Genomic DNA, 19,644 nt, shown 5'->3' with positions numbered 1-19,644 from the left:
CCGCGCCCGATCACCGTGGCGTGGCGTGGTGCGGCGCGGAGGCGTGGCGCCGTCATTGCTGGGAAACGGAACGGTGCTCCTCGTGGCAGTGCAGACGGGGGCTGAATACAAGGAGGTACCTGATGAAGGCGATTGTGGTGACGGACGAGGCTGCGGGAACGGCCGGGATGACGCTGGCAGAGCGGCCTGAGCCCGAACCGGCCCTCAACGACGTCGTCGTTCAGGTTCATGCGTCGGGGTTCGTCCCGACCGAGATGGCATGGCCCTCGACCTGGACCGATCGCCTCGGCCGTGACCGGACTCCGTCGATTCCCGGGCACGAACTGGCCGGAGTGGTCAGCGCTCTCGGGTATGGCACGACGGGACTGTCGGTGGGACAGCGGGTGTTCGGCCTGACGGACTGGACCCGCGACGGCACTCTGGCGGAGTATGTGGCCGTCGAGGCGCGTAACCTCGCGCCGCTGCCCGGCGACGTCGACTTCACGGTGGGCGCGAGCCTGCCGATCTCCGGCCTGACCGCCTGGCAGGGATTATTCGAGCACGGCCGCCTTCAGGCGGGGCAGAGCGTCCTCGTGCACGGTGCGGCCGGCGCGGTCGGTTCGATGGTGACGCAGCTCGCACGTGAGTTCGGCGCCTATGTCATCGGCACCGGGCGCGCTGCCGACCGTGAAAGGGCGCTCGACTTCGGCACACACGAGTTCGTCGACCTCGGCAACGAGGCCCTGGAGGACGTCGGCGGAGTCGATCTGGTTTTCGACGTCATCGGCGGTGACATCGGGAAGCGGTCGGCAGGCCTGATTCGAGCCGGAGGAACACTGGTCTCCGTTGTCGGGCCGACCGAGGCGCGGCCCGCGGACGGCCTGGCGATCGACTTCGTCGTGACGTCTGATCGTGGACAACTGGGGGAAATCGTCCGGCGGGTACGGGACGGGCGACTGCGGACGAACATCGGCAATGTCGCGGACCTCGACGACGCCGTCGCCGCTCTCAACCCGACCGAGCGGGTCACCGGGAAGACGATCATCCGCGCTCACTCGTAAGGATTCGGGGACAGCGAGCGGGGCTGCGGACGTGCCCACGCGTTCGCAGCCCGCGACCGCCGGGCGCACCCTCGGCGAAAGCGCGATTCATGCGATTGTCCGCCGGCCGTTGGACACTTGAGCCTCTCCGGCGGCCGGCCTGCGTTCAGGGCCCGACGACCCGTGTTCAATGCCCCTTGGCTGGGTCCGACCGAGGGAATGCCAGGTCCAGCACGTCGGCGTACTCCGGATGAGCACCGACGAATGCTGCCGCGAACGGACACGTCACGGTAGCGGTCTTCCCTTGCATGCGCAGCTCGTCGAGGACGCCACCGATGAGCCTGCTCGCTACTCCCTTCCCCCGGAACTCGGGGAACACGGATGTCGCCGACAGGATGACGCGGCTTCCGACCATGCTGTAGACCAACCCTGCGGCTGTCCGGCCCCCTATCGCAGCCTCGTAGATGCCGCTCGCGGTGTTGTTGGTGATGACGAAGTCTTCCGCGCCGGCCGGGGTGGCTACCGACAGGTTCGAGCCACCCGAGTCCTGCTCGGCGCTGGTCAGCGTGATCATGTCTTCGGTGTTGTTCGCCAATTTTCCTCCTGATTGTCACTCCGCCCCGATTGTTGCGGATTCTTTGGTGCTCAGGTGATCGGCACCGGAATGCTGACGACGAGGGACCCACGCAGGTCGACCAGGGCCCGATCAGCCGTGCGCACCAGGCGCATGACAACGTCCTCGCAGCCGGGACATCGGGCGACGAGGCCCGGCGCTCGGTCGAACACGCGCATCGCGGCCAGCGGACGGGTCATCCGGCAGCCGGCGCAGGTGAGCTCGGCAACGGTGAGGTCAGTCCCCATGATCTCACCGAGCGGTCCGGCGAGGGCGTTACCGTCCACCCAGGGTGGATCGTCTGCTCCGACGTTGGTGGTCGGCACGGTCATCCTCCGGTGGGTCCGAAACGCTCGGTGCGGATGTTCGCGGGGTTGTGGCCGATTTCGACGAGAAGGTCGGCCACGGTTTCGACGAATCCGGTGGGCCCGCACACGAACGCGACAACGTCGGCATCGCGGGGCCAGGCGACGCGGGCAAGGATGTCCGCGTCCAGTCGTCGAGGTGGGGCCGGCCAGCCGTGGGGCGCGACCCTGGTATAGACGTGGGTGACGGCGACAGGAGTATTGCCTGTGGCTTGTGCAGTCGCAAGATCCGCCGTGAACAGCGCATCCGACGGGGATCGGGTCGAGTAGAGCAGCCTGGTGGGATTCGTCGCCGCACGCACCATCGACATCAGGGGCACCACGCCGGAGCCGCCGCCGATCAGCAACGCCGGGCGCGGGTCGGAGGGTCGGCGTACGAACCAGCCCCCGAGCGGCCCTCGGATCTCGAGGTGGTCACCCGGCTCCGCAACCTCGACGAGGTGTGGCGACACCTCGCCGTCGATCACCGCCTGGACGGTCACCTCGAGTCGGTCGGGCCCCGGGGCGGACGAGATCGAGTAGCTGCGGTGCGCCATGTAGCCGTCGGGAGCCGTCAACCGGACGTCGACGTGCTGGCCCGGCACGTGACCTGTCCAGCCGTCGACGTCGAGGACCAGGGTCCGCGCCGTCGCAGTCTCCGCGCGGGTGGCGGCGACGGTTGCCGGCTGCCAGGTCAGTCCTCCAGGTACCGCTGCTCGCGCCATGGGTCACCGTCGTTGTGGTAGCCGGCCGTCTCCCAGAACCCGGGCTCGTCGTCGAGACGCAGTTCCAGAGCGCGCAGCCATTTCGCGCTCTTCCAGAAGTACAGGTGAGGGACGAGGAGGCGGGCCGGCCCGCCGTGCACAGGAGCCAGCGGCGCGCCGTCAAACTCGTACGCCACCCAGGCCTGGCCGTCGAGAAGGCCCTCGAGCGGGATGTTCGTGGTGTAGCCGCCGTAGGAGTGGGCGACCACGTACTCGGCCGCAGTGTCGACGTCGGCCAGCAGCGTGTCCACGGAGACGCCTCGCCAGCTCGTGCCGAACTTCGACCAGCGCGTGACGCAATGGATGTCCACAGTCGGCTCGTCGGCAGGGAGGGCGGTGAACTCCGCCCATGACCACGTGCTCCGCTCGCCGGTCTCGGTGACGACGGCGAGCTCCCACTCGTCGAGGCCGATGCGCGGTGTCGGTCCCGCCGACAGTACCGGGAAGTCGTCGGTGCGGTACTGGCCAGGCGGGAGGTCGGCGTCGTCGCGTCTGCGGCCACCGAAACCGCGTGTGATCACCGCCATGCGCCCCGCCCTGGGTTGAGGGCGGATGCCCGCACTCTGGCGTAAATTAACTGGACCATATCGTCCAGGTTACGCTGATGTGGCGGCTGTCGGCAAACCTCGCTGGCTATCGGTGGCGTAAGCCTCAGTGCTCTTGGCGTAGGTGCCAGGAGTGGCCTTCAGCGGTGTGTCAGTCGACGGTTGCGGGCGTCGTGGTCAGAGCCTCCCCGGCGATCCTTTCCGAGGAGGCTCTGACCACTGTTGGCGGATAGGTCTGGCTACCTCAGAGGCGCGGGTCCTGCTGGACCTTCAGGGCGTTGAGAATCGGGTCGCTCTCGCCCTTCTCGCGGAGAAGCTCGACCTTCAGATCGCCACCGGTGTGCTCGACGGTGACCGCGTTCATGTCCGCGGTCAGCGCACCCACCTTCGCCTGCACGTCGTGGTCGTAGAGCACGACCTTGCCGTCGACCAGCACATCGAAGGCACGCTTGCCGACCTTGACCTTCTCGATCTCGGCGAAGTCGAGGCCGATCCGGTACTTACCGGCGGGGGCGTTCTTGAACACGTAGCTGAACGTCTCGCCGGTCCGCTGGGTGCGGAACAGCGCGTCGGCCTCGGTGCCGGCGATGTCGGCCTTGGTGGCGCGCGTCTTGCCGCCGACGTAGCCCCACGGCCGCGAGCCGAGCTGCTGGTCGGGCGACCAGACGAAGCCGTCGGCACCGACGTGTCCGGATCCGCCCACGTCGACACCCTCCCAGTAGGCCGAGGTCGCCAGGCGGACCGGCTTGAGCTGGGCTTCGCCCTTGCCGGCGTTCGACGTCACCAGCACGTCTCCGACGAGCACGCCGGGCTGGACCCCGGCGTTGTCGGCCGTCGCCGTGACCGTGGTGGATTCGCCGGCCGCGAGCGTGACCGTGCCGGTCGCGGCCGGGCCCGTGAGGGTCAGCCAGGCAAGGTCGGCAGCCTCGTGCCCACCGTCGCTGGTGCGCTTCTGCTCGCTGATCCGCACCTCAAGCGGGGCGGAGCCGCTGTTGGTCACTGTCACGTCGGCCGGCGCCTTCTGGGCCTTGTCGAGGAGCCAGTCGAAGTCACCTCCGGTGACGGTGGCGACGCCGGTCGTCAACGCCGTGTCGACCACCTCGGCCTGATCCTTCTTGGCGATGGTCACCGGGTGGCTGGCGGTGATGTAGTTCGGCGCCTCGACCTGCACGGTGTTCTCGCCGACCAGCGCCTGAGCCTTCCACCGGCCCTTTGCGTCGGTGGTGATGACCCGTTCACCGGCCGGCCCCTTGAGCGTGACGATCGCGCCCTCGATCGGCTTGCCGTCGTTCTTGTCGGTGACCGTACCCTCGATCGTGCCCGCGGCCGGGAGGGTGTACTCCAACCCCAGACCGGCCCTCAGGACGGGCTGGTCGAAGGAGTACTGGCTCGCGGGGTTGCGCGTCAGACTCTCCACGCCGACCGTCGCCGACGACCCGCGGGTGAGGGGGTTGTCGCCGCCGACGCCGTCGCCGTACCCGATCTGGATCCGTCCGTCCGCGATCAGGGTGACCGAGAAGCTCACCCGAGCCGCCCGGTCACTGTAGAAGGCGACGTTGCGCCATTCGATGACCTGCGCCGCCAGCCCGTCCACCTCTGTCGTGCCGAAGTAGATGCCCGCCTCGTCGTCGACGATGAGGTCGTCCCAGAGCGGGTAGATCGCGTCGATCGGGTACGGCGACGGCAGCGCCGTGTTGCTCCCCTGCGTGCTGGCGCGGTCGAAGGTCAGCGCGCCGTTCGTCGTCACACACACGCCGTCCCAGGCCGTGTCGTAGAACGGAGCCAGGAAGCTGGAGTCGAACCACAGCACGCCGCAGAGGTCGTCGCCGTGCCATCCGGACTCCTGCGTGCCCTGGCGGTAGAGGCCGTCGGTCACCTTCATCGAGTACGAGCGACCGGCGGGGGCCACCGGCACGGGGCCCGGCTCCGGCTGCTCGGGCTGGGGCTCGGGCTCCGCCGTGTCTGCCCGCGGGTCGAGCGTCACCCGCAACGCGGCGATGGTCGGCGGCTTCAGGCCCTTCGAGCCCCGCAGCTCCACGGTCAGCGGACCGCCCTCGTGCTTCACCACGGCGGTGCGCCAGTCGGCGGCGTTCGGCCCCACGGCCGCGGCCGGGTCGTACGCGTACTCCGTCAGCGTTCCGTCCACGAGGACGTCGAACACCCGCTTGCCCTTGGCCACCTTCTCGATCTCGGCGAACCCGAAATCGATCGCGTAGGTGCCCTTGGGCGCGTCGGGGAAGCGGTAGAACAACTGCTTGTCCGGCGTGGTGCGCTGCGACTGGAACAGGGTGTCGTCCGTGGTGCCGGCGATCCCGGCCTTCGTGGAGGCGTCCTTGGTCTTCCCCTCGTAACCCCACGTCGTTCTGCTGGCGGCCTGGTCGGCGGACCAGGTGTAGCCGGAGCCGTCGGTGAACCTGGGGCCGCCGGCGTTGACGCCGACCTGGTACTTCGTGGTCGTGAGAGTCACCGGGACGTAGGTCTTGGACTGGCGTCCGGAGTCGGACCGCACCACGATGTTCGCGCCGAGGGCCCCTGGCCTGGTGCCCTTCGAGGAGATCGAGACCTTGACGGTCGTGGACTGACCTGGGGCGAGGGTGCCGCCGGTCGAGGAGAGCGACAGCCACGGCAGGTCGGTGAGCAGGTCGTCCTCGACGTCGACCAGCACGACGTCGTCGGCGACCTGGTCCGCCGCCCACAGCGCACCGGTCGAGTCGGTCTCGAGGCCGCCGCCCTGGCCCGCCTTCTGGCCCGGGAACCACCACGCGTTCACCAGTGAGCAGTCGTCGGGGTCGACCTGCAGCAGGCGGGTGGGCCGGTTCGAGGTGAGGTCGGTGTACCAGATGGTGTCGGACGCCTGGTTGTAGGCCAGGCCCATCACCTCGGGCAGCGGCGGGGCGCAGAAGGACAGCAGCGCACCCGGGTTGTCGTGCGACGTCCCGGCGACGGTGCCGATCATGCCGTTCGCCCGGCCGCCGACGTAGAACACGTCCTCGGTGGGGTTGTAGGCGAGGCCGGTCAGCTGCAGCGTGGACCAGTCACCCTTGATCTGCCGGGTCTCCTTCCCGGTCTGCCGGTCGAAGCAGTGGATGAAGCTGGCCGGGCTGTCCTCCATCTGGCACATGTCACCGGTCTTGGCGTCGAGCGCCATGTCGAACGCCCGGTACGCGGGGTTCCACGACGCGTCGAAGACCTTCCCGGTCGGCTTGCCCGTCACCGTCCAGGCGGTGTTGGTCCGCGCGTTGTAGTCGTGGACCCAGACGTCGCCGTCGTACCCGACGCCGGACGGCTCCTTCTCCGCGATCGTGCCCGGGATGGCGATCCGGGTGATGACGTCACCGCCGGAGGTCGTACCGACCTTGGCGGCCGCCTGCGCTTCCGCGGCGCTCGCCGTCGCGGCCTTGCCGTCGACGTTCGACGGCTTCATGCCGCTCGCACCGGCCTTCCAGGCGGTGAGGTCGATCGTGCTGGCCGCACCCTTCCCGGTGCGCGCGGTGGCGCCGGCGGCGTCAAGCTCGGGGTGGCGCGCGGCCTCGCCCAGGTTGTACGTGAGCGGGGCGGAACCGTTGTTGGTCAGCGTCAGCGTGCCCGCGCCGTTCTGGTCGGTACCCAACAGCGCGTCGAGGCCGTCGGCCTTCAGGCCGGCGGCACCCGTGGTCAGCCGCGCGTCGATCTTGGCACTGGCGTAGAGCTTGTCCAGGGAGAAGGGGTACGCCGCGGTCGTGTAGTTCGGCGCGTCGACAGTCATGGTGTAGTCGCCGACCGGAAGCTGGCGATGCACCATGCCCGTCCCGTTGGTCGTGACGGTCTCGACGAGCCCCAGCTTGTCCGTGAACGAGACCTTGGCCCCGGCCACCGGCAGCCCGTCGTTCTGGTCGACGACTGTCGCGTCCAGGTACCCGAAGTCAGGCATGTCGTAGGTGACGATCATCCCGTCGCGCAGCACCGGGGCGCTGTCGGAGAACCGGATGCCGTCGACACCGGCCCAGCCCTGAATGCCCGTGGTGGCGTGCACGCCGGCGGTCACCGGGTCGTCGGACCCGACGCCGTCGCCGTACCCGAAGATCACCGTGCCGGAGCGGGTGAGGGTGGCCGAGAAGCTGACCGGCTCCGTGTACTCCGACCGGATCGGATAGGCCCAGAGCTTGGCCCTGCGGTACTCGACGACGAACGCATCCTCGCCGTTGACCTTGGTGGCTGCCGTGAAGACACCCCCGCCGGGGGCGAACTCGACGGGACTCTGGACGTAGAACGGGAAGATGCCTGCGCCGCCGCTGCCGGGGCCGGTGCTGGTGTCCGGGGAGATCACGCCACGCAGGCCGACGCCGAGGGTGTCGTGGCTGCCGTTGTAGAGCGCGATTGGGAACGGCAGCTTCACCGTCGCCCACACCCCACTGGTGAACGCGACAGGGTCGGTGCCGCGCAGGTACGCGCCGTCCGAGACGGCGCAGCTGTAGCCGCCCTTGTCGACGACGAGCCCGACGGGGATCTCGCGCGACTCGTTCTGCGCGCCGACGGTCAGCGGGACGGACGTGGGGGAGAAGCAGGCGTTGGGCTTGACACCCAGCGTGTACCCGCCCTCGGGAACAGCGGTGATCGTGAACGCGCCGTTGGCATCCGTGCGTACCGGCTTCAGCGGCGTGTCCCTGACGGAGACGTCGGCGTTCGGGACGGGCCGCTTCTTGTCATCGACGACAGTGCCGCTGATGTCGTGCCGCACGGCGGCCGTGAGCGGCAGCTTGACGGAGGTGTCCTGGCCGAGGGTGATCGTGACGTTGGCGGTCGCGGTCAGGTAGCCGAAGACCTTGGTGCTGAGCTGGTAGGCGCCGACCGGAAGGTTCGTCGTGAACCGGCCGTCCTTGTCGGTTCCGATCGACCGGCTGAACGGTCCGCTGATCGTCACCTCGGCAGCGGGGACCGGGGCGCCGTTGGCGGTGACGACACCGGTGAGGGTGCCGCCCTGTCGGGGCGCGAGCTCGAGCAGGCGGACGAGGTCGAGCCGGCCCTCGCCGTACTTGTTGTTGACCTGGGCGGTGCCTCCGCACTCGGTGTCGTCGACGTCCACGGCCGACTCGGCGAGCAGGCGGCGGGTTGCCTCGACCTGCCCGATGAGGGTCGGGTCGTAGCTCCACAGCGCCGCGACGGCACCGGCGACGTGGGGTGCCGCCATCGAGGTGCCGGACATCTCGGTGTAGCTGTTGTTCGGATAGGACGAACGAACGGCGTCGCCCGGAGCGGAGATCTCGGGCTTGATCCGGCCACCTTCACCCTCGCCCTTGCGGGAGAACGACGCGAGCGTGCCGTCCGACGAGTACGCGCCGACGGAGTAGGCGCTCTCGGCGGAGCCGGGCGAGGAGACGGTGTCGCAGGCCGCGTACGGCGTGGTGTTGCCCGATGACCAGACGCTGAAGATGCCCGCGGCGCTCCACGCCTCGTCGATGGCCTGGAAGAAGTCGTCGAAGCTGTGCTCGACGGTCTGGCCCCACGAGTTGTTGACGACGTGGGGGCGCTTGGACGGGTCGGGGTTGTTCCCCTGGACGTCGGTCGGGGCGAGCAGCCACCAGCCGGACCGCAGCAGCGACTCGACGCCGGTGCTGTCGCAGCAGCCGTTCGTCGCGATCCACTGCGCGTCCGGGGCGACGCCGACGTGGTTGGTGCCGTCGTCGCCGACCATGGTGCCCATGGTGTGCGTGCCGTGTCCGTTGTCGTCGCACGGTGCGCCAGTGCACGTGCCCCGGACGCCCATCCAGTTGTAGTTGTGGTCGACGGTACCGTCGGGCTTCGTGCCGCGGTACTGGTGCGCCAGGGCGGGGTGGTCGAACTGGACGCCCGAGTCGAGGTTGGACACGGTGATGCCCGCACCGGTGGCGCCCATGGCCCACGCCTGCGGGGCGTGGATGGCGTCCAGACCCCACGAGACGGTGCCCGCCTCGGCGGCGTTCTTCGGGGCGGTGGGGCGGGCAGCCTGGTCAGTGGGGATCTTCTCGTCCACGGGCTCGACCAGCGCGACCTGCGGCGTCGCGTGGATCTCGGCGACCTGCACCTTGGAGGCCACGTTGAGGGCGAGTTTCTCGGTGCCCCCCTTGACGAGCACGGCGTTGGCGATCGGGTAGGAGGTGTACTTGACGCCCGCCCGGTCGAGGTCGGTGGAGACGGATGCCAGGGAGTCCTTCGTCGCTGCGGTCAGTGCGTCGTAGACGAACTGGCCACGAGCGGCCCAGTCGGTGAGCTTCTTCGCTGGCCCGAGGTCGGCAGTGGTCTCGAACCTGATCCAGAAGTCGGAAGCCGGAGACGTGCGGAAGCGATCCTTCAGGCTCGGGGCGATCTTGTTGACGGCGGCGCCGGGATCCGGCTCAGCGGCAGACGCCGGTGGAGCCTGGATCATGCTCAGGCCGACCGCTGCGGCAAGCGTTGCCGCGAGGGCTTTGAGTCTCATGGGAGTCCTTTGACCTACAGGGGTTGGTAGGGGTCGTGGTTCTTGTGGTCGTCGGCACCGTCAACGTCACGGGCGTCGGGGCCGCTGACGTCCGGCTCGCGGGGCGGCTCGGGTGGTGGCGGGTGCTCGATGGCGGCGTCGTCACCCGCGACAGGTCGCTCAGGCATGCATTGCCCGACGGCTATGAATCATGGAGTCATGCTCGGCGGGACGAGTGACAGTCGCTATCCAGCGGATACGTCAATTTTCACGACGCGTCGTGGAGGGAGTCCTCTTCAGCGAACACTCCGGCCTCCACTGCCTTGACCGCGAGCGCGGTCCGGGAGCTCACTTTCAACTTGCGCATCGCGGCACGAAGCTGCTGATCCACTGTGGCCGGCGACTTGGCCAGGATCCGGCTGATCTCCCGGTTCGTCTTGCCGGCGACGACCAGTTGGACCACGTCGAGCTCGCGAGGGGAGAGCTGGTCGCCATACCCGCGTCGGCCGCCGCGCCACAGTCGCGGGACGTCGGCGCCCTGTTCGCGAAGCCGCTGTGCGACCCGGTCCGCATCGCCGCGCGCCCCGAGCCTGAACAGCTGCTCGTACTGTGCCGCCAGCAGCTCTCGGCCCTGCTCGATCTGGCCCTGCGCGATGAGCGCCTCGGCTTGACGCTCGCGGGCGAGCATGGCGTCGTAGGGGCGCGGCAACGCGCTCCAGGCGCGGGCCGCCCGACCGTATGCCGTAGCCGCGCGGGCGTGGTCTCCGGCTGCGGCGAGCAGCAGGGCACGGCAGACGGTGAGCGAGGCGCGAGGCGCAGGCGCCGTACGGCCACGCAGTCCTCTGGCGAACTGGTCGCCCAGACGGGTCGCGGCCTCCAGATCCCCCGCGGCGAGGTGCGCCTCGATCCGGGCGGGAACGAGGTCCGTCGCCCAGACCCAGATGCCTTTCCTCCGGACGGTGTCCATCGGCTCATTCGTGATCTGCAGTGCACGGCCGCTGTTTCCGTCCGTCAGCCACAGCCTGGCCAACGCGGCGGCTGCCTCCATCGTGTCGTCGGCTGCGCCGAGACGGGCAGATTCCTCGAGGACCAGCCGGAACTGTTCCTCCGCCGCGCGCCGCCGACCGGCTGCGGCTGCCAGCCGCGCAGCGAGGCGAATGCTGCCGAGGTAGTGCGCCGGCCGGTCCCGGTCGGCATCGGCGAGTGCCGTGCTTCGCTCCGCGAGGCCCTCCCACCGGCCGGTGAGCCACGCCAGGTTGGCCTGTTCGAGTCCGACGTTGTGGTGCAACCGGGACGCCTGCTCGGCCTCGGCAAGGCGCATGGCCACGGCGAGGTGTTCCTCCGCGTCGGCGTACCGACCCCAGATCAGTGCGCCGGTCCCGACGTTTGCGTGGATGCGGGCCACGTCGAGACGCTCCGCCGGCGTCGCGCCGTCGATGGGGAGGTCGGCGACGACGTCCCACGCCTCCTCTTCGCCGAGCATGAGCAACGCCGCGGCCCGGTTGCCGGCCAGGTTCAGTCGCTCCGCGGGAGAATCGAAGTCGGCGGTGAGTTCAGCGGCGCGATCCAGCCAACGTCGATGGGTCGCCGCCGGCCACGGTCCCGCATAGGCCCAGCCAAGGTAGGTCATTGCCCGAGCCGCCTCGACCGGGTCATGGTCGAGGTTGGCCACCGCCTGCTCCAGCTCGCTGAGTGCTGCCTGCGCCTCACCCCCGGTGATCAGGAGCCGACCCAGGGGGTTGCGGATCTCGGCCTGCTGGCGGGCGGAGAGACCGGGGGTCTCCAGCACCGAGCGCAAGGTACGGATCACGCGGTGGTAGACCTCGTCGACCGGTTCACGACGGCCCAGTGCGGCGACTCCGGCGATGCGCGCGACCCGTGCCCGGTCCACAGGCGCCAGCACGGCCCACGTCAACAGGTCGACGAGCAGGTCGACCGCCTTGGTGTGGTCGCCCGAGGCCATGGCCAGCTCGGCACTCTGCTCGGCGTACCGTGCCCAGGACTGCGTCTCGCCCGCCTCGCGGAAGTGGTGGGCAAGCTGTGCCACCGGCGGTGGATGGATGTGCTCCACGGCCCGGCCGGCCCGCAGGTGGAAGTGCCTGCGGTCGGTCAACGGGATCGCTTCGTAGACAGCCGTGGCGGCCAGCACATGACGGAATCGCCACCGGCCGCGGTCGTCTCCGTCCAGGACACCGGCGCCGGCCGCCTCCGCGACAGCGCCTCGGCACGCGGCTGGTGACAGACCGGCGGTCATCGCGATCGTTTCCACCGATGACCGCTCAGCCAACGTCGCCGCGGCCCGCAACACCTGCTGCGCCGTCGGCGACAGACGGCCCACCCGCTCCCGGGTGGAGTCGCGCACCGTTGGCGGCACCTGTAGCTCGCGCAACTTCAGCCGGACCCACTGCCCGTCGCGGAAGACGAGGTCGGCGCGGTCGCACATGAGGCGAACCGACTCCTCCACGGCCAGCGGAACACCGCCGGTCCGCTCGTGCATGAAGGTCGTGAACTCCTGGGATATCGGGTTGCCGTCCAGCATCGAGGACACCAGCGCTGCCGTGTCGTCGGGTCGCATCGGCGCCAGGGCGATCCTCAGCTGGGTCACGCCAGCAGGCAACCGGGACGTCAGCCGCAGCAACAGCGAACCGTCGTCCACCTCCTCCGGCCGATAGGAGATCACGAGGCTGGGCCCCTGCGACTGCTGTCGGGAGGTGACGAACAGCAGGAACTCCAGGGTCACCTCGTCGGCCCAGTGCGCGTCCTCGAGCACGAGAACATCGACATGCAGAGCCCGCAGCAGCTCCTCCAGGGCGCGGAACAGGCGATGCCGCGCCGCCTTCGCATCGCCCAGGGGCTGCAATGCGGGCGGCAGGTCCGTGGACCACTCGGGGAACAGGGGCCGTAACGCACCCGCAAGCTCGGTGAGCCGCAATCGCGACACCGGACGGTCGATCCCACGGAACGCGTCGACGATCGGCCCCAACGTCAGCGACTCGCGAAGCGGTGGGCACACCGACACCAAGGCGGTGCGCTGGCCCGGTGCGGCCAGCCACTCTCGCAGCAGTCGGCTCTTCCCGATCCCCGCCTCGCCCTCGACCAGCACGATCGCCGGTGGCCGGGCCAGGGCGCCCCGAAGCGCCGCCAGCTCCCGATCACGACCCACGAAGTGCGGAGTGGAGACGGTCGGTGAGGTCCCGTCGTCCTCGGGCGAGGGGTCGAGCATGCGTGATGATCTCGCTTTTCGCTGCCCGGACACAAGTACCCCCTCGTGGCGACTCGCGTCACGGGATCCTTCTCGCAGCATGCCGGGGACTGATCGGCGAAGGGCTGCCGCACTGGTCTTCGCCGCATGGCGTTGCGTCCGGACCAGTTCAATGACCCGCCGTACGACTGCAGGTCCGCCGTACTGCTCCGGGAAGGCGACTCGGGCGACTGACGCAGGTGTGGTCAGCGGTTGTTCCCCGATGTTGGCCGCCTGCCACTGGACGGGGTGGCACCCTGAGCACGTGGACAGGGCAGTGAGCCGGGGGAAGCTGGCATCGGGATTACGGTGAACGGCCTCTGATGCGTACCGCGTTGATCGTAGTAGCCGCGCTGGCGACGGCGGTGGTCGTGGACCTGATCACTGGCATGGTCGTCCGCCGCATAGCCCGTGGCCGTTACCGCTGGCTGCTGGAGCCGCTGCGGCATGCCTGCCGCCGCCCGGCGGCAGCGGTCCTGCTGGCCGGGGCGCTGTACTACGCGCTGCCTCTGGGACCGGTCGGGTGGCAGCCTCAGCTGCGGCACGTCGCCCGGGTGGCGCTGGTGATATCCGGGGCATGGTTGGTGAACAAGGCGTTGCACGTCGCCGAGGCGGTCGCGTTCAGTCGACTGCCTGGCGACGCGGTCGCCAGCCGGCGGGTCCGGCGGGCCCGGACGCAGATTCGCCCCGTGCGGCGGCTCACCGTCGCCGTGGTCACCATCGTCGCGATCGGCCTGATCCTGATCACCTTTCGGCCGGTACGCCTCTTCGGCGTCTCCGTGTTGACGTCGGCGGGGGTGGTCGGCGCGTTGATCGGCCTGTCGGCCCGTACCGCGCTCGGCAACGCGTTCGCCGGTGTCCAGGTCGCGTTCGCCGACGGCCTGCACGTCGGCGACGTGCTGGTGGTGGACGGCGAATGGGGCCGGGTTGAGGAGGTGAAGCTGACCAACGTGGTGATCCGGCTCTGGGACGAGCGGATGCTCATCCTCCCGACCACGTACTTCACCGAGCGGCCGTTTCAGAACTGGACCCGGAACGAGTCCAGGGTTGTCGGCAAGATCCAGATTCATGTCGACCACACCGCCGACCTGGACGACCTACGACGGGAAACGCGCCGGCTGGTCGAGTCCTCACCGCTGTGGGATCGCCACCAGTGGGTGCTCCAGATGGTCGACTCCACCCCCCAGACAGCGGTCATCCAGGTTCAGGCCTCGGCCGCCGACGGCGCCAGCGCCTGGGACCTGCGCTGCGACCTGCGCGAGGGACTGGTGCGCTACCTGCGCGACCGCCATCCCCAGTGGCTTCCCCGCACCCGCAGTCAGTATCAGCCTTGAATGGGCGGGGCCTGAGCTCAAATCCGCTCGATGGCGACCCCGTTCAGCCCGCATCTCTTGAGGGCAACCCGTCAATGGCGCCCGGGGCCTCCTCTCTCCGTTGGGAGTCCAGCGGGCGTCTTGGGGCCGGGTACCTGCTCCAGCCCGACTTCTGGAACCGCACACTGGAGAACTGGCAGTCGGACCTACTGGCCGTCTCCCGATGGTCGTTCTTTCGATCTACCTGCGACAGCGAGGGTCCTCACAATCCAAGCCGGTCGGCGTGGCGCACACCGCCACCGGAATGGAGGGCTGAGACCTCTCCACGATTCCAGGATATTCACAACCTGATCCGGTAATCGCTTCCGGTTTTTCCTACGTGATCTGCTTCAGCTGGAACGCTGACCAGGTGGAGCAGCAATCGGGACGACCGGCGCGGGGACGGCTCCTGTCGGTCAGGCGTGCCCTGTGGTCGTTAGCCGTCGGTGTCGTGGCAGGGACCGCCATCGCGTTGGTCGGGGCACCGGAGTTGACGCCGCTGGTGATCTGGACGATCGCGGCGGGCACGGTCCTCGTCTGGGTGTGGCGGGCCTGCTGGCCGGCGAGCCCACGGCGCACCGAGCAGCTTGCCGAGGCGGAGCAGCAGTCCCGTTCCACCGATGCGGCGGTCCTGATCGCGTCCGTCATCAGCCTCGTCGCCGTGGCCGAGGCGCTCATCCGCGCCTCGAACCAGCAGGACGTGGTGGCTGTCACGCTGGTGATCCTCAGCGTCGTCGCGGTGGTCCTGGCGTGGGCGCTGGTGAATACGGTCTTCGCACTCAAGTACGCGCGGCTGTACTACCGCCACGATGGCGGCATCGATTTCAAGCGGGAAGATCCACCGGCCTACGCCGACTTCGCGTACGTCGCCTTCACCGTCGGCATGTCCTACGCCCCGGGCGAGAACGAACCCACAAGCAACCGCATGCGCCGGATCGCGCTCGGGCATGCCCTGCTCTCCTACACCTTCGGAACTGGCATCCTGGCCGTCGCCGTCAACCTGGTCACCAACCTGGGCCAATCATGACCCCCGCGGAGCATGCAGTGGCGTGACCTGGCCCGCTGCCATGTCGCCACCACGGTGGACGTCGATCAGCCCGGCGGCTGCTGCCCCTGCGGTCCTGCTAGCCGCGTCGTGACCTGCCTCAGTGGCTGACTACTGTGGACGGTCCTCTTCATCCGTCGCCACGCCGCTCGGGCCGGAGACCCGCCCAGCACGCTGCCGAGACCCTCCACACCGCCGCCAGCCGTCGTTCCGCTGGTCTGAGCCAGTTGCTGGGTGGACTGCCCGAGCTGCTGGGCGGCCTGCCCGAGTTGTTGACCGACCTGCTGGGTGGCCTGCTGCAGCGTCTGCGACAGCGGACCATTGGGCCCCAGCGCCTCCTGCGCTGTCTGCCCCACCTGGTCCACGGCCTTGTCCACCGTCTTCACCACCGACTCGATGATCTGAGGGTTGCGCTCGATCGTGCGGAGGGCGCTGTCGAGAATTCCCCGTACCTCGTCGAGCCGAACCTCGAGCATCGCCTCGGCCTCGACGCCCTTGATATCGATCTTCACCGTGCCGAGACGCGCCTGAACGCCCACGTCGAGCTGGAGCAGGCTACCCAGCCGGGCTCGCAGAGAAACAGAGGCGTCCAGATCGTCGACCTCGACGTAGATCTGTTCGACCTTGACCTGCGGAATCTGGAGGACGACGTCCGGGTCTGACATGGTCTTGCTGCTGTGCCCACCAGCCGGCTGGGGAAGGCCGTGCTCACCACTCGTCGGGGCGGGCAACTCTCGTGCGCCCGTGTCCCGGCTCTCCGGTTCGGTCATCCCGCACTCCTCGGGCCTCGCCTAACATCCGGACCGAATCGAGCCCACCTATCGGTGTGGCCTAGGTGCCGATCCGGCGAGGCTGGAGCTGTCCAGAGCCAGGCCCGGTCAACTGCCAGAACTCCTGCGGCAACTGGTCGACGAAGTCTCCGTACTCCTTCGCGCTGGCAGCCTCACGCAGGGTATCCATCACGGCCCGCGCTCCCTCCGTGGCCATCTCGCGATCGACCCCTGCCCGGGACTGCACCCGTTCCAGGAATTCGGTGAGACCGAACCGTTCCGGATCTTCGGTGGGCCTGGACACCAGGCCTCGTAGCTCCTCGGGGAGCTGGGAGGCGAGGTCCCTTGCCTGGCCACCAGTGATCCGTTTTGCCACAGTCTCGAGCGTGGCGCGGGTAATCGGTTCCGCCTGCCCCGGTGAAACCTTGGGTCGTGCTGCCACAGACTGAATGAACTCGCTGTAGTTCACCTCGGGTCCCCTCTCGAAACGGATTGCGGCGGGTTCCCACCCACGCCCGGGTGAAACGGCGGTTCGCCCGCCCTCAGGATGGTGGCGAAGGGCGGTGGGTGATACGCCGGGTCACCCGCAACTGGTACAGGCCGGCGCTGGTGAGGGCATAGAAGACGGGTAGGAAGGGAAAGATGACCAAGCCGATCAAGGGTGCCACCAGGTAGCCGATCACCCCCGCGAGGAGGTACAGGACGACCCCGGCAAGGGCCCGGAACCGCTCGCCGTGAAAGAAACCGCCCTTGCCCTGCTCCTTCAGCAGATCAGGGTGCCTGGCCAGGTAGTGGTAGAACGCCAGCCACGTCGCGCACAAGAACGCGCCGATGAGCGCATAGAAGGCGATGGCCACACGCTGGTCCGCGTTGTTGTGCTCCTGCAGCGCATGCGACACGACAATCGTTGGAAACGGCAGCAGCGCCGTGCTGAACAGTACGAGCAGGTTCATCCAGTGCAGCCCACGATCGACCTGCCGAATGCGGTTGAACGCCGCCTTGTGGTTGAGCCAGACGACGGCCACGTACGAGTAGGACGCGAGATAGGCGACGTACGACGGCCACTGACTGAGCAAACCGGACAGGAGACGACCAGGTGGGACGTCCGGTATCCCGAGGTCCAGGACGAGCAGCGTGATGATGATGGCGAAGATCGCATCGCTGAACGCCACGGCACGGCTGGTGTCCGATCGGGTGCCTAGGTCTGTGTCTGGCCCGCTCACCGACCGCGCCTACCCAGGGTCGTCTGCGGCAAACAGCTGGGCAGCTCGGTGGCGAATGCAGGGCCGCCCGCAGATCCGCGCCTGTGGACAGACAACGCATCCGGCCACCGAGCGTGCTGCGGTGGCCGGATGCGTGGGTGATGGTGGTCAGGGCTTGAGGACGACCTTCTCGCAGTTGTCCTGCTTGTTCTTGAAGATCTCGAAGCCGCGTTCTGCCTGGTCGAGCGGCAGGGTGTGGGTGATGACCCGGGTCGGATCGATCTCCCCGCGTTCGATGCGCTGCAGCAGCGGCTTCATGTAGCGCTGCACGTGACACTGGCCGGTACGCAACGTCAGCGCCCGGTTCATCCATGCCCCGGCCGGGAACTTGTCGAGGAAGCCGCCGTACACGCCGATCACCGACACGGTGCCACCGCTGCGGCACGACAGGATCGCCTGCCGGAGCGCGTGCGGTCGCTCGGTCTCCGAGCGGACGGCCTGCTTGATCCGGTCATACGCGTGCACGTGCGCGCTGCCGTGGCTGGACTCCATGCCGACGGCGTCGACGCACTTGTCCGGTCCCCGCCCACCGGTCAGTTCCAGCAGCCGCGACCGCACATCGACTTCCTCGAAGTTCACCGGTGTGTGGCCCGCCCGTTCGGCCATCTGCAGGCGGTACGGCTCCTTGTCGATAGCGATGACCTTCGCGGCGCCGAGTGCCCGGGCACTGTCCATCGCGAACTGGCCGACCGGACCCGCCCCCCACACCGCCACCACGTCGGTGGACTGGATGTCGCACATTTCGGCACCCATGTAGCCGGTGGGCAGGATGTCGGAGAGGAACAGGACCTGCTCGTCGGTCAGGTCCGACTCGATCTTCAGCGGGCCGACGTCGGCGAACGGCACCCGCGCGTACTGCGCCTGACCGCCCGCGAAGCCGCCGGTCAGATGCGAATAGCCGAAAATTCCGGCGACCGGGTGGCCGAACATCTTCTCCGCGATGCCGGCGTTGGGGTTGGAGTTTTCGCAGCAGGAGTACAGCTCGGAGGCGCAGGCGCCGCACGCGCCGCACGCGATGGGGAACGGCACGACAACCCGGTCCCCGACGCGCAGCCGGCCCGGATCAACGCCCCGACCGACCTCGATCACCTCGCCCATGAACTCGTGGCCCATGACGTCGCCGTCCTGCATGGTGGGCACATACCCATCGAGCAGGTGCAGGTCCGAGCCGCAGATCGCCGTCAAAGTGATCCTTACGATGGCATCGCGCTCGTTCAGGATCTTCGGGTCCGGCACGTCACGAACCTTGACCTTGTTGCGACCCGCCCAGGTGTTCGCCCTCACGAATCGGCCCCCTTCGCCAGCTCGGAATCCGACAGCGGTTGCGCCGGACGCTGCGGGAACTCCTTGCGTGCCCGCTTGCCCCACGGGGCGCCCTCGGATCGGACCACCTGGCCGGTCTCCAGCACCTGCTTGAGCCGGCGCAGGTCGTCGTCGAGCTGCTGGTGCGGTTCCTCGCCGAAGTACTTGGCGACCGCCTTGCCGACCGCGCCGCCCGGGATGTCGTACGACAGAACGACGTGCACCTCGGTGCTCACCCCGTCCGGGGCGGGCACGAACCGGACCGTGCCGGCGTTCGGCACGTCGGCGTTCCCGGTCGACCGCCAGGCGATCTTCTCGCCGGGTGCCTCGTCGACGATCTCCGCGTCCCACTCGACGTTAGTGCCGAACGGAGCGCTGGCGGACCAGTGGCTCGTACGGTCGCCGGTGGTGCGGATCTGCTCGAGGTGGGCCATGAACGTCGGGAGGTTGCCCAGGTCGCGCCAGAACGCGTAGACCTTGGGCGGGGGTTTGCGGATGGTCGTCGTGGCTGTCAGCTCCATGGGTCCTCCTTCGCGTGAGCCTCGTGCCGTCGGCGCTGAGCCGATCTTCTTCGCCCGGGTGGCCTGCACGGCGGTCAGCAGATCCACCACCGTGATCCCGACGACGGCGCCAGTGACAGCGACGAGGCGACGCCGGGGGCGCCCGCTGCGGTGGGCGATGGCCACCCCGAGGGAGGCCAGGTCCATCGCGTCACCCACGACCCGTGTCCACGCCCAAACGCTCTTTCGCCGGCTCGTCAGGAGCCCGGCCGCGTGTACCAACTCCCGCGCCCCGACCAGCGGCACCACCGCCCGGGTCGTCGGGGAGTCGTCCACTCCGCTGATTCGGCGCACCGTGCCCGGTGCCGCCAGCTGTGCCACGCCCAGGCCGAGACTCACCCAGCCGAGCCGGCGTCCTCGCCGCTGCACGTCGTCCTGCCTTGCCTTCGCTGCCTCTCGGGTTGCTAGTTGAGTC

General features: G+C 68.8%; 16 protein-coding genes. 4 read left to right on the top strand and 12 right to left on the bottom strand.

The window, feature by feature from the left end:
• Positions 1-122 precede the first annotated feature (122 nt).
• Positions 123-1,040 (top strand): NADP-dependent oxidoreductase, encoded by a 918-nt coding sequence (locus GUI43_RS01390; protein WP_112604205.1) that lies wholly within the window; start codon positions 123-125, stop codon positions 1,038-1,040.
• Between the two features lie 166 nt (positions 1,041-1,206).
• Here GUI43_RS01390 and GUI43_RS01385 read toward each other — a convergent pair whose 3' ends face one another.
• The 7 genes from GUI43_RS01385 to GUI43_RS01360 all read right to left on the bottom strand — a co-directional run bounded on the left by GUI43_RS01385 (position 1,207) and on the right by GUI43_RS01360 (position 12,920).
• On the bottom strand, positions 1,207-1,614 hold the full coding sequence (locus tag GUI43_RS01385) for a GNAT family N-acetyltransferase (RefSeq protein ID WP_146758779.1): 408 nt from the start codon (positions 1,612-1,614) through the stop codon (positions 1,207-1,209).
• 50 nt (positions 1,615-1,664) lie between these two features.
• Positions 1,665-1,964: a DUF6510 family protein gene (locus GUI43_RS01380; protein WP_112583220.1), complete on the bottom strand. Its 300-nt coding sequence runs from the start codon at positions 1,962-1,964 to the stop codon at positions 1,665-1,667.
• The gene (locus GUI43_RS01375) at positions 1,961-2,701 is read right to left on the bottom strand and encodes an FAD-binding oxidoreductase (RefSeq protein WP_112697608.1); all 741 of its coding nucleotides are present in this window, start codon (positions 2,699-2,701) and stop codon (positions 1,961-1,963) included. The genes GUI43_RS01380 and GUI43_RS01375 overlap by 4 nt, the downstream gene beginning before the upstream one ends.
• Complete coding sequence (locus tag GUI43_RS01370; RefSeq protein WP_112583222.1) at positions 2,671-3,267, bottom strand: molybdopterin-dependent oxidoreductase; 597 nt, start codon at positions 3,265-3,267, stop codon at positions 2,671-2,673. Before GUI43_RS01370 ends, GUI43_RS01375 begins: the two co-directional genes overlap by 31 nt.
• A gap of 262 nt (positions 3,268-3,529) precedes the next feature.
• Positions 3,530-9,718 (bottom strand): S8 family serine peptidase, encoded by a 6,189-nt coding sequence (locus GUI43_RS01365; RefSeq protein WP_112697606.1) that lies wholly within the window; start codon positions 9,716-9,718, stop codon positions 3,530-3,532.
• A 14-nt stretch (positions 9,719-9,732) separates the two neighbouring features.
• On the bottom strand, positions 9,733-9,885 hold the full coding sequence (locus GUI43_RS33650) for a hypothetical protein (protein ID WP_170158639.1): 153 nt from the start codon (positions 9,883-9,885) through the stop codon (positions 9,733-9,735).
• A gap of 80 nt (positions 9,886-9,965) precedes the next feature.
• Entirely contained in the window at positions 9,966-12,920 is a 2,955-nt protein-coding gene (locus tag GUI43_RS01360; RefSeq protein WP_112697604.1) for an ATP-binding protein, read from the bottom strand.
• A 341-nt stretch (positions 12,921-13,261) separates the two neighbouring features.
• On the opposite strand from GUI43_RS01360, the gene GUI43_RS01355 reads away from it, so the two are divergent.
• From GUI43_RS01355 to GUI43_RS01350, 3 genes are all read left to right on the top strand, one after another.
• Entirely contained in the window at positions 13,262-14,272 is a 1,011-nt protein-coding gene (locus tag GUI43_RS01355; RefSeq protein WP_112697602.1) for a mechanosensitive ion channel family protein, read from the top strand.
• Between the two features lie 202 nt (positions 14,273-14,474).
• Entirely contained in the window at positions 14,475-14,567 is a 93-nt protein-coding gene (locus GUI43_RS35005) for a DUF6766 family protein (RefSeq protein WP_309251764.1), read from the top strand.
• A gap of 63 nt (positions 14,568-14,630) precedes the next feature.
• Entirely contained in the window at positions 14,631-15,317 is a 687-nt protein-coding gene (locus GUI43_RS01350) for a DUF1345 domain-containing protein (protein ID WP_244220356.1), read from the top strand.
• A 65-nt stretch (positions 15,318-15,382) separates the two neighbouring features.
• Here GUI43_RS01350 and GUI43_RS01345 read toward each other — a convergent pair whose 3' ends face one another.
• The 5 genes from GUI43_RS01345 to GUI43_RS34415 all read right to left on the bottom strand — a co-directional run bounded on the left by GUI43_RS01345 (position 15,383) and on the right by GUI43_RS34415 (position 19,598).
• Positions 15,383-16,105: a hypothetical protein gene (locus GUI43_RS01345; RefSeq protein WP_091404841.1), complete on the bottom strand. Its 723-nt coding sequence runs from the start codon at positions 16,103-16,105 to the stop codon at positions 15,383-15,385.
• 61 nt (positions 16,106-16,166) lie between these two features.
• Entirely contained in the window at positions 16,167-16,574 is a 408-nt protein-coding gene (locus GUI43_RS01340; protein ID WP_244220355.1) for a DUF2267 domain-containing protein, read from the bottom strand.
• Positions 16,575-16,647: 73 nt separating this feature from the next.
• Positions 16,648-17,277 (bottom strand): TMEM175 family protein, encoded by a 630-nt coding sequence (locus tag GUI43_RS01335; protein WP_112697600.1) that lies wholly within the window; start codon positions 17,275-17,277, stop codon positions 16,648-16,650.
• A 198-nt stretch (positions 17,278-17,475) separates the two neighbouring features.
• The gene (locus tag GUI43_RS01330) at positions 17,476-18,651 is read right to left on the bottom strand and encodes a zinc-dependent alcohol dehydrogenase (protein WP_112697598.1); all 1,176 of its coding nucleotides are present in this window, start codon (positions 18,649-18,651) and stop codon (positions 17,476-17,478) included.
• Positions 18,648-19,598 carry an SRPBCC family protein gene (locus GUI43_RS34415; protein WP_249037612.1) on the bottom strand — a complete coding sequence of 317 codons (951 nt, stop codon included), beginning with the start codon at positions 19,596-19,598 and terminating at the stop codon, positions 18,648-18,650. Before GUI43_RS34415 ends, GUI43_RS01330 begins: the two co-directional genes overlap by 4 nt.
• Between the last annotated feature and the right edge of the window lie 46 nt (positions 19,599-19,644).

Source organism: Micromonospora noduli (assembly GCF_003264365.1).
Taxonomy (GTDB): Bacteria; Actinomycetota; Actinomycetes; order Mycobacteriales; family Micromonosporaceae; genus Micromonospora; species Micromonospora noduli.
This window is presented reverse-complemented; position numbering and strand designations above follow the sequence as displayed.